The following is a 10944-nucleotide window of genomic DNA, read 5'->3' on the forward strand; positions in this document are numbered from 1 at the left end:
AAAATAGTTTTTAATCTGAAAATTTTCGATGCTAAGGTGCAAGAAGACCTCTCTTCATATAACTTTAACCAGTTTGAATAAAATTCTGGTACACAACAATTGTTTTGAATTTTAAATTTTTTTGTTGCAAAGGTGCATACTGTTGAATAACCTGATGCATAGTATATTTGTACTGCGCAGCAAAATGATCTGCAGTTCTTGCCCTTTTTCTTCTTAACATTAGATTAGTTTTTTTAAAGAAGTTAAATAATTTTTCTTTATTTCGTTCCAACTAATTTTATTTCTGACATTATTATTAACTATTTGTTCCGATAAAAAGGCATTATCCCAAAATATCACCTTTCACATAAATTACAAACTAAACGATATGCACTTCAACTTCTCGTTTGATAAGTGTCGAGTTGTTTCTCTTCACAGAGACAATCATCTTGTGAGTACCTCGATACTTTGAAGTTTCCGAATGGATAAGTGATTCAGTTTCCGTAACATGTTCAATGTCTTCCACTTCATGTGCTTCATCCCCGTCATTGATTACTCTCCACTCCATCACATAAGGCTTTGGAATGTTATGGGTAGCTTCAAAGAGAATACTGTAATGCTTCGGAACGAGACGTGTTCCTCTTCGTGTTTTTAAGTTTCGTATCTTTTCTGTTACGTTCAAATCAAAGATTTCATAACTCACTGATAAATTATATCGCTCCCCATAGTAACCAGTCTCATAGTGACGAGCTGCTGTTTCACTCTTTTGCACTTCTTCTGCCTTCCAATAATCATGGTTAAAGAACTTCTTCCAGATTTTCTTAGCTTTTTCCTCGTCACAATCTTCTTTAAACAATCCATCTAACTTAGGAATATACTCCTGCAACCTTTCTTTTAGCCTTCTTGTTTTACTTTGTTGCTTAGTGCCTGAGTTGAGCAATATGCTATCATCCGAGGGATTATAGACATCCAAGGAGTTTTCTAATCTACCCTTAATGTTTACTAAACTATTATAAAAAGCGACATCATCCCTGTTCTTGTCCGGTGAGTAACACTCTACCAGTAACGTTGAGAGTATCAGACCACCAGGGAGACTCCAGTTATTGTTTCGCTTACTAAACATCTTTAATAACCTTGTAAGTCGTCGCAACTGGTTTTTCTTCACTGTTACATCTTTATCTTCCACTGATGGACTATCATCTTTTATAGCCCCTAGATACCATTCTTTGATAGCTTTAGGAACTCTACTCGTCCATTGACTACCTGCATGTTCGTACTTGTAAGTATCGTCATCCTCATTTTCTTTATATCTTCTATATACAGCGAAGTCTACGTGGTATCCATCTTTATACCAAACCGTAACCGCGTTCGTTCGAGCTTCTGGGTCCTTTCTGAAATTAGAGCTTCTTTTCTTTAATGCATCACATACTAATTTCCTAGCATCCAAAGGACTTGACGGGATATTATCCCTGTCAAATATGACAGCAATATCAATATCATATTCACCCTCATCGTTTTGAGTAACGGTACTCATTGCCACGCTTCCTTGAGTATGACTATCAACTAAGTAATAACTCTTTTCCCTTTCGTCATTAATGTCCCCTAAACCATTCTCTAACCTTTTTGCATTTTTTCTCTTTAATTCAAACAGTTCATTCCTAGTTTCCTTTGTTATCCGAACCTCTTTTTCGTGAAAATCATAAATTTTATTGTGCATGTTGTACATAACCATCGCATTTTTCCTCCATTAATTTTTCTCTGCATGAAATTGAACGACACCACTGTTCCCTTCGCTTTCCTTATGCATGAGCAATCTCCAAGGATACACACCTTTGTAGTAGTCATAAACCCATGTATCAGCATTATTTTTTGTAGATATGCAACTACCTAAAGTAAATACTAAAGACGGTTGAGCGGAAATGAATATGTGCATCTTTTTCAAGTTCGGATATTTTTCATGTATGGTATCAATCAATTCTTGAAATTGATTCTTATACGTTGATAATTGTAACTCCGAAACAATAGCATCTCGTTTTCTTTCTTTTAAATGCAAATGGTACTTATCGCAGATGTCTAAATCCCAGCCTCTAAACTGTTCATTTTTTATATTGAAGGTAAGAGATACAGTTATGACTACTTCTTCTTTGAGTTCATCGGGGAAAGCTGTAGGGCTTTCTTCCTTCAATAAGAGTTCAGGATAGGTGAATCCAAATGGATTTAATCTTTTCCACGCCCCAGCATGTCTACGCCATTCAAAAAAACGAATATATTTCTTGTCTGACAATTGCACCCCTAGTAAAAAGACTAATGGAATGTGAGCAATGCCTTCATAAGCCTTAATCTTCTTATTATAAACTTCACTATACTTATCGAATTGCTTTTTTGCCCTATATTGTTTTTGTAGTGCTGCTAATACGTTTTCTTTGGATACCTCCTTCATTTCTTCTATTTGATTCAAATAGATAGATTGAGAATCCAAGTTCTCTTTGCTGTGGTCGGCTACGTAAAGGGACGAATGCTTAAGGATGATGAGTTCTGTAATCTGTGCCTCTTTTGCATGTTGCAAAGATAGATAGATTGAAAAGACTACCAAAGCAAATCCAGCCATCTCTATCCAAATACTTGAGCTAGGAAATAAGGGGACCTCCATACCCGAAACGCTTCTATCGTTATATATTCCTATAAAATAATTAGAGAGAAGCAATTTAAGATCAGTTAATATAAAAATGCCAAGGGCCAGAGGGACTGTCCGCTGCTTTCTTTTTCTGTAGTAGCTAACCCAATGCTTAATTATCGGAATGACTTCGTATACCCATATCTTTTTCAAATCTTCTTTTCTCATAGAGTTCCTGCTTTCTTTGTATGTGTTTATTTAATTATAACAAAATTTTACAATATTTTTAATTTATTACCTTTAGTAATGGAGCTCGTTTTAACTATTGTTTTTACCTACAGGCCGATGTTTGTTTTTGCGCAAGAAAAAGCCCCTTTTTAAAGGCGCTTTGCTGGGGGAACTATTAATCTCAGGATATTTTCTTACAGAACGTTGTAAGTTCTCTTCACTCTTCTACGGCCAAAGAGGGAACGGGGGGTATATTCTTTGAAGGATTTTGCCATTTATGGTTCGTTCATCTATTTAGTAGTATTCTGTAATGGAACCCTTTATCTCCTATACTTTTTTGACATCACAATGTGTAATATCTGGTGCCGGTCCACCATTAAGAACTAAAATCTCATATACTTTATTACTTAGTTTAATAGTTTCTCCAACTTGAGGAAGCGGAATAGATAAATGGAGATCACCTAACCATTCTCTATCATTCTCCACATCGTAAAACGACCACTTATATACTTTACTCATATGTATTCCCCATTCCATATTTTATTTAAATATATTTTAACAATAAAAGTTAATTTTTCCAATTAAATATTTATATCCTATTTATAGAAATAACCTTGGTTTATTATATATCCGATAAGAGGGCCTATCTTGTAATTCCCAATATTATTATTGGGTCAATTGAAATAAAGGTATTTAATGGGCAGTATAGGTCTACTGTGTACTAAAAGGGTTACTCTAAAATTATAGCCCAGACAAAAAAGACACGTTCCATACAACTGGAAAGTGCCTTTTTTTAAGTAAAATTATTTGTAACTTATTATCAGATATAGGCTCTATTATATAGTTTCATTTTGAAAGATATCTAGAAAGAAGTTTCAATAATTATGATTTTACTAAGCAGTTAATAATTCATAAAAATTTATAGTCTTAAACCAATTCTTTTGATAATCAAAAAAGACATAATTTAGTGCACTTTCTACTTGTGTACTTTGAAATACTATTCCTGTAATACCTCTGCTTTTCGCACATTGTGCTATGAAGTTTGGTACTAGATATTCTAGGCCTGAAGAAGTCTCAGCACTAAAACTACAATACTGTACAAGTGGAGATTCCTTATCTGTTAAATCAATTAAACTTACATTTTCATTTAATTCCCACTCTATTACATCGACTGTGGTTTGGTTGTCCTTAGCACACTCCATAATTGCTACTTCTTTATTATTACATGCATATAACTCCCCTTGCCCAACTAGATTATACCTACCTTGATTTGACAGACCAAAAGGAGCAGTAAACATCTCTTCTGGTGAGTAAGGTAATGCTCGTTTCTTTATATCCCTTGGCCTTGCCCTATAAAGGGTAACACATTTCGGTACTATAGTTTTTACTTTGTTTATTTCATCTATTATTCTTCTTCCAACCTCATGTTCCCCACCAAGCATTGGAAACCTAGATAAATATAAATAAAATGAAAGAATATCTTCTTTAGAAATACTTCCTAATAAATCAGTGGCTCCAACTGTACTAAAAACAGACTTAATTGGAATTTCTAATTTATTTTCACTTTGAATTATAACTGTTTTAATACTGTCATTTTTTATCTGACTTTTAACAGAAAAAGTATTTGATGATATCCCTTCAAAAATACTTTTAACTTCTTTTGAGTTAGTCATGGGATAATATTTTTCGACTGTCTGTGTTGGAAGTATCAGATTTTTAAATTGTATAGAAGAATTAAATTTCTTCAAAGAACTATCCATATGTAAAATTAGCCTTGTTGCTTCAACCAGCCCATTTTGTTGACTAATACCCATTAACCTTAACGGCTTTATTGCTTCAACCAGCGCACTTTGTTGACTAATACCCATTAACTTTAATGGCTTTGTTGCTTCAACCAGCGCATTTTGTTGACTAATGCCCATTAACCTTAACGGCTTCGTTGCATCAAATAGCGCATTTTGTTGACTAATACCCATTAACCTTAATGGCTTTGTTGCTTCAACCAGCGCATTTTGTTGACTAATGCCCATTAACCTTAACGGCTTTGTTGCTTCAACTAGCGCATTTTGTTGACTAATACCCATTAACCTTAATGGCTTTGTTGCTTCAACCTGCTCATTTTGTTGACTAATGCCCATTAACCTTAACGGCTTTGTTGCTTCAACCTGCTCATTTTGTTGACTAATGCCCATTAACCTTAACGGCTTTGTTGCTTCAACCAGCGCATTTTGTTGACTAATACCCATTAACCTTAATGGCTTTGTTGCTTCAACCAGCGGATTTTGTTGACTAATGCCCATCATCTTTAACGACTTTGTTACTTCAACAATTGGATTATTTTGATTAAAGATTAATGAAATTGAATTAAGCATTTCTTTATTGTTTTGATTACTTCTTTTAATCATTGTAGCAACTCCGATTATTAATATATTTCATGTCTTTATAATATCAAATCATTTATATATGTTGAATAAAATTCAAACGATACTAATACCAAAATTAAAGAAGAAGTTAAGATCTTTTTTCATACCTCGACTTTTTATCCAACCTTTCTAATATAAGAAACTTCTAAAACCATTGATCAAACAAACTCTATAAATAAAACAACGGATTTTTTTCTCCTTTATTACCAATACTGTTACAAAAGTTAAAGGAGAGATTACAAAGTGAATGAAATAAAAAGTGTCGCTATCTACTGTCGTGTAAGTACTGAAGAGCAAGCAACTGAAGGCTACAGTATTTCTGCACAATTGCAAACCTTACGTCAATATGCAAACCTTTATGGATGGCAGATAGCAGAAGAATATGTTGATGAGGGGATTAGCGGTAAGGATATAAAGGGCCGACCAGCAATGCAAAGAATGATATCTGATGTGGAAAAGGATAAATTCCAAGCCGTACTTGTATGGAAGATATCACGTCTTTCAAGAAATATGTTGGATACTCTTGTGCTACTAGATAAGTTCGAAGAATATGAAGTAAAGTTTATTTCCTACTCGGAGAATTTCGATACTTCGAGTCCAATTGGTAAACTCGTCGTCCAACTGATGGCATCCATTGCTGAAATGGAGAGAAATACTCTTTCTGAGAATGTCAAATTGGGCATGACTCAACGGGCTAAAGAAGGTAGCTGGAATGGTGGAGTGGTTTTCGGATACGACTCTTTTGAAAAAGAGCTTATTGTTAATCCAAGAGAAGCAGAGACTGTTCAATTTGTTTTTACTTTATATGCAGAAGGTAAAGGTCTCAAAGCCATTGCTAATCACTTAAACAAAGAAGGATATCGAACTAAGCTTGGCAGACACTTCTCAATCAATGGTATTGCTACAATATTAGATAATCCTATCTATGTTGGTAAAATAAGATGGTTACAAGTTGAGAACTGGGATAAAAAGAGAAGGCGTGGCAAAAATGCGAACCCTATTGTAGTCGATGGGAAACACAAAGCTATTATCACCGACGAGCTTTGGAATATAGTCCAGGCCCGTAGACAGAGTAAGTCTTTTAAGCAGCGCCAGTCCCACGAGCCTTTCCTATTAAATAGTATCCTTCGATGTCCCGATTGTGGTCAAGGTATGGTTCCATCAATCACTACATCTACTCGAAAAGATGGAAGTAAACGAAAACATCGCTATTATGTTTGTGGTGTATTTCACAACAAAGGATCATCAGTATGTAAAGCAAATTCAATTAAAGCCTACGATACAGAAGATGCTGTCATTAATCGTATAACAGCCTTCTTAAAAGATTCAGATGGCTTTAGTCAAACCATAGAAAATATTAATAAAGACACGGTTCATACAAACATGAAACTAAAAGAGCAGTTAGAGATCATTGAAATAGAACTCAAAGAAGCACAAGCCATGCAAGATAAATATATGGAAGCATTTGAGCAAAATCTCTTCCCTGTTTCCATATTACAGGAACGGTTGCAGAAGTTAGCTAAACAGAAGAATGATTTAGAACAAAAGAAAAATGAACTCAGCATTCAACTAAGCTCATCAGACTCGAAAGTTATACCACCAGATATAGTCAGGCATTTATTAGAAAAATATGTTAGAGCATTTCAACAGTCTACAAGAGAAAGGAAAAAACAACTCTTTCAGCTTTTGATAAATAAGATAACAATCACACAATTCGACCGTCGATCTCGAACTGTTGGTAAAATAGAACTCGATTTTGACTTTTCCGTAGTCAATCTGTCCAAAACATTTACACTTATTCACATCTTGTATCTTGAATCAGATCATTCAGAGCAAAATTCCTCTTCAAAACCTGATTCAAAAGACAATATGCCATCTTATCTTCAGATTTTTTTGCCTCTATTTATGGTACGGTTCCCCCCGATTAATCCGAAATGCACGATACACTTGTTCTAACAGAATCAAACGCATCAGCTGATGAGGAAAGGTCATCTTCGAAAAGGACAATGTATCATTGGAACGTTTCATCACCTGGTCGCTTAATCCGAGGGATCCGCCAATGACAAATGCAATTTTACTCTTTCCGTAGGTCGCGAGTTTATCTATTTCCTTTGCGAGACTTTCTGATGAGCGCTGCTTCCCTTCGATTGCCAGGGCAATGACATGTGTATCATCCGAGATTTTTGAGAGAATTCGCTCGCCTTCTTTTTGCTTCACTTGCTCCATTTCTGCTTCACTTAATTGTTCTGGTGCTTTTTCATCTGCAAGTTCGATTATTTCCACTTTTGCATAAGCTCCCAGTCTTTTTAAGTACTCATCAATTCCTTGTTTTAAGTATTTTTCTTTTAGCTTTCCTATTGTGATTATTGAGATATTCACAGTCATCCCCGCCTTGCAAACAGTTTATCCACAAAAGTTATCCACATATCAACAGTTATCTACCGCATTTAGTATGCGAATACTAGTTCCCCACCATATATACTGCGTTTTCTTTACAGAATTCACAGGGTGTGGATAACTTATCTTCCTCTGGTACCATTTCTAATATAGGTGCTTCTTCGTGTTCATCTATGTACATTTCCATCGCTAATTCTATATGTTCCAAACAACATTTCACAATAACTCCAGCCTTTCTTGCTGTATTTTCTTTAACTCTCTACAAAGATATCACTTATCCACATGTTTATAAATGGCTTTTTCGCATTAACTATTGCTTTTACAATACCAATAAAGCTTACCAGACACAAAAAAGGAGGATTTCTCCCCCTTAAGGTTTACTCGTTGTTTAACCTAACTGTCACTGTATTTACTTCTTTACCCCGGAAAAAGGTTACTTCCATGCTTTCCCCTATTTCCTTTTCATTATATAAATGCTTTCTTAATTCAATTACATCTCGAATTGGTTCCCCATCCAGTTCCACTATAACGTCATATTCTTGTAAACCAACTTGAGCCGCAGGAGAGTTGGACGCTACCTCTGTAACATATACTCCTGCTTGCACTTCATCAGGAAGCTTTAATGTTTCTTTCCAATGATAACTTGAAACATCCGCCAATGAACCAATACTGACACCGAAGTATGGCCTTCTTACTTCTCCATAGTGTTCAAGATCATTGATAATTGGTATGACAGAATTTGCCGGGATGGCAAGTCCGATGCCCTCTACTTCTTGTTGAGCAATTTTCATCGAGTTAATTCCAATTAGTTTTCCTTGAATATTAATTAAAGCTCCTCCACTATTCCCAGGATTAATTGCAGCATCTGTTTGCATCACATCAGCATGCCAGTCAAAGGTACCGTCCCGATTAATATCGACTGGAATACTCCGATCTGTTCCTGAAATGATTCCTTGCGTCACAGATCCTGAAAATTGAAGTCCCAGTGGATTTCCGATAGCAATGACAGGTTCCCCCGTACGAACATTGTCCGAATTCCCGAAGGCAGCCACCTTTGTAACAAGCTCATCTTCCATCTCTAGGACAGCTAAATCTGTCCAAGGATCCACCCCAAGCACTTCTGCAGGTACCCTCGTACCATCAATTAAGCTTAATTCCACTTGGTTTGCCCCTTCAATAACATGAAAGTTTGTCACTACATAGGCTTTACCATTTTCTTTCTTATAAATAACTCCAGAGCCTGTTCCCGCTTCGCCTTCCGCACTTGCTTCTCCTCCTTCATTATCCCAAAAAGAAGACTGTTGAAGGTTAATAACACCAACAACCGCTTCTGCTACGGCGTCTACTGCTTCTGTTACGCCTGATACCACGTTTACAGCAACATTACGTACTTCGGCATTTTCAGCCACTCCTGGCTCTGGTATTAGTTCTCTTTGTCCACTTCTAGCTTCTTCTAGTTCGGGTGTAAGGTTTCTTGAAAGAGAGGGAACGGCAACCATAATAAGAAAGGCGCCTAAAAGAAGCCCAATAAGGCCTGGAAAAATGATTCCCCTTCTATTTTTCTTTTTAGACTGTTTTGATTGGTCATGTTGATCATAATATCCCACTTATCTTCCTTCCTTTCTAGAAATGCAAATCCTCTTCCAAAAAGCCTTTCGTGGAATATCTTAAGCAAAACAGACAAAAAGAAAGGCGCTAAAAGCCTAAGATAATTTACACGAAAGTTAGCGCTGTCGGATTATTAGGATCTGTATCATAAATTTCCACTTGCTCCCCGGTGATAATACCCCTTGTTGCAAGTGTTTGTGAAACAGACATTTTCGCTAAATCTTTCATGTTATTATCTTTACTTAAATGCGCCAAATAAATACGCTTTGTTTGATCTCCTATGACATCTGCCATAGCAAGTGCTGCATCCTCATTTGAAACATGACCCACATCACTTAAGATTCTTCTTTTAATGCTCCATGGATAATGACACATTTGCAGCATTTGAACATCATGGTTGCTTTCAAAGACGTATGCATTCGCATTAGAAATAATGCCTTTCATGCGATCACTCACGTACCCTGTGTCAGTGATGACGACAATCTTTTTATCTCCTTGATGAAAGGCATAGAACATCGGCTCGGCCGCATCATGGGAAACACCGAATGATTCCACATCCAAGCCGCCAAATGACTTTACCCGTTCTGTTTCAAATCCAAATTTTAAATCCGCTGGAATGGCCCCAACTAAACCGTCCATCGCCTTCCAAGTTTTCTCGTTTGCATAGATTGGAATATGGTATTTACGGGCAAGTACGCCAAGACCCTTTATATGGTCACTGTGTTCGTGTGTAACCAGAATGCCGGAGAGGTCTTCTATCTTTTTATCTATTTTCGTAAATAGCTCTTTCATTTTTTTGCCGCTCAAACCAGCATCAATTAATAAAGAATGCTCCTCTGTTGCGACATAAATTGCATTTCCAGTGCTTCCACTGGCAAGCACGCTAAAATGCAGGCTCATGTCACTTCACTCCAATGTTCTGTTTTCTTTTCGTATAATCTGTCCCTCAAATGCATTGACAAAAAAATCTTGCTCATCGTTCACGACAATATGCCAGGTTGGTGTCAAGACATGTGAATTTGCGTACTGGACTAGTGTAAAATATCCAAACTCCACTTTTGCTTCACTTCCTGGTGTTAACTCGTTAAAATTGTACAAGTTTTCTAATGCATCAAAGGCTGTAATTAGTTCTTTCGCTTCATCCATTTCTTCTAGTTCTGTTATGAGCGTTTGTTCATAGGAAAGAATGTTGTTCTCTTCATCTAACATAAGTCTAAGCATTCCACTTTCATTACTATAGATCAGCTCATTATTATGGTTTTGAAAGAAAGTAAGTGTATTGGATTCTTCGCTATAACCCCAAAAAGTATATTGATTGCCATAAAGAATCTGGTCCTTTAAAAGCTGATTCATTTGTGTGGTTAGATTTGTTTCTGAAACAGGTATCGGTTCCTTAAACATTCCCACAATTTTGGTTTCCTGAACAATTTCCGCCATCTGCTCTTTTTCCACTAATTTTGTAACGTCCTCTTCGGTAAAGCGATAGCTTTTCCCACTTATATAGCTCTCTTTAACAGGACTTTTAGGAAGTTCTCCGTACGAAATCTCATCGACCACAAACTGTTCTTCAATGGATGCTTCTGATATAAATTCTAAACGATTGTTGTCCCTTTTTTCGCTAATTTGCATTCCCAAGAAAATATTTAACAGGAGAAATGTAATAATGAAAATGGTTTTTGTTTTACTCCAATCCAT

At 36.1% G+C, this 10944-nt stretch carries 10 protein-coding genes; 1 reads left to right on the forward strand and 9 read right to left on the reverse strand.

Going from position 1 to position 10944, the window contains the following annotated elements:
* Nucleotides 1–358: 358 nt before the first annotated feature.
* The 4 genes from K9B36_RS13470 to K9B36_RS13485 form a co-directional block, all read right to left on the reverse strand.
* The gene (locus K9B36_RS13470; RefSeq protein WP_223702738.1) at nt 359–1711 is read right to left on the reverse strand and encodes a nucleotide-binding domain-containing protein; all 1353 of its coding nucleotides are present in this window, start codon (nt 1709–1711) and stop codon (nt 359–361) included.
* Between the two features lie 15 nt (nt 1712–1726).
* Nucleotides 1727–2821 carry an SAVED domain-containing protein gene (locus K9B36_RS13475; protein WP_223702740.1) on the reverse strand — a complete coding sequence of 365 codons (1095 nt, stop codon included), beginning with the start codon at nt 2819–2821 and terminating at the stop codon, nt 1727–1729.
* Nucleotides 2822–3148: 327 nt separating this feature from the next.
* Nucleotides 3149–3340, reverse strand: a complete 192-nt coding sequence (locus K9B36_RS13480; protein WP_223702742.1) for a hypothetical protein — start codon at nt 3338–3340, stop codon at nt 3149–3151.
* Nucleotides 3341–3714: 374 nt separating this feature from the next.
* Nucleotides 3715–5226, reverse strand: a complete 1512-nt coding sequence (locus tag K9B36_RS13485) for an RES family NAD+ phosphorylase (protein ID WP_223702744.1) — start codon at nt 5224–5226, stop codon at nt 3715–3717.
* Nucleotides 5227–5487: 261 nt separating this feature from the next.
* Here K9B36_RS13485 and K9B36_RS16990 point away from each other — a divergent pair, with 261 nt between their 5' ends.
* Nucleotides 5488–7200, forward strand: a complete 1713-nt coding sequence (locus K9B36_RS16990) for a recombinase family protein (RefSeq protein ID WP_223702746.1) — start codon at nt 5488–5490, stop codon at nt 7198–7200.
* Here K9B36_RS16990 and rlmH read toward each other — a convergent pair.
* From rlmH to K9B36_RS13515, 5 genes are all read right to left on the reverse strand, one after another.
* A complete protein-coding gene (gene rlmH, locus K9B36_RS13495; protein WP_223702748.1) occupies nt 7144–7623 on the reverse strand; it encodes a 23S rRNA (pseudouridine(1915)-N(3))-methyltransferase RlmH in 480 nt (159 codons plus the stop codon). The two genes, K9B36_RS16990 and rlmH, sit on opposite strands and share 57 nt — an antisense overlap.
* 82 nt (nt 7624–7705) lie before the next feature.
* Complete coding sequence (locus K9B36_RS13500; protein ID WP_317889878.1) at nt 7706–7861, reverse strand: CxxH/CxxC protein; 156 nt, start codon at nt 7859–7861, stop codon at nt 7706–7708.
* Between the two features lie 157 nt (nt 7862–8018).
* Nucleotides 8019–9248 carry a S1C family serine protease gene (locus tag K9B36_RS13505; protein WP_223702751.1) on the reverse strand — a complete coding sequence of 410 codons (1230 nt, stop codon included), beginning with the start codon at nt 9246–9248 and terminating at the stop codon, nt 8019–8021.
* 106 nt (nt 9249–9354) lie between these two features.
* Nucleotides 9355–10149, reverse strand: a complete 795-nt coding sequence (locus K9B36_RS13510; RefSeq protein ID WP_223702753.1) for an MBL fold metallo-hydrolase — start codon at nt 10147–10149, stop codon at nt 9355–9357.
* Nucleotides 10150–10155: 6 nt separating this feature from the next.
* The gene (locus K9B36_RS13515; protein WP_223702754.1) at nt 10156–10944 is read right to left on the reverse strand and encodes a two-component system regulatory protein YycI; all 789 of its coding nucleotides are present in this window, start codon (nt 10942–10944) and stop codon (nt 10156–10158) included.

Source organism: Sutcliffiella deserti, from assembly GCF_020037475.1.
GTDB lineage: Bacteria > Bacillota > Bacilli > Bacillales > Bacillaceae_I > Sutcliffiella_A > Sutcliffiella_A deserti.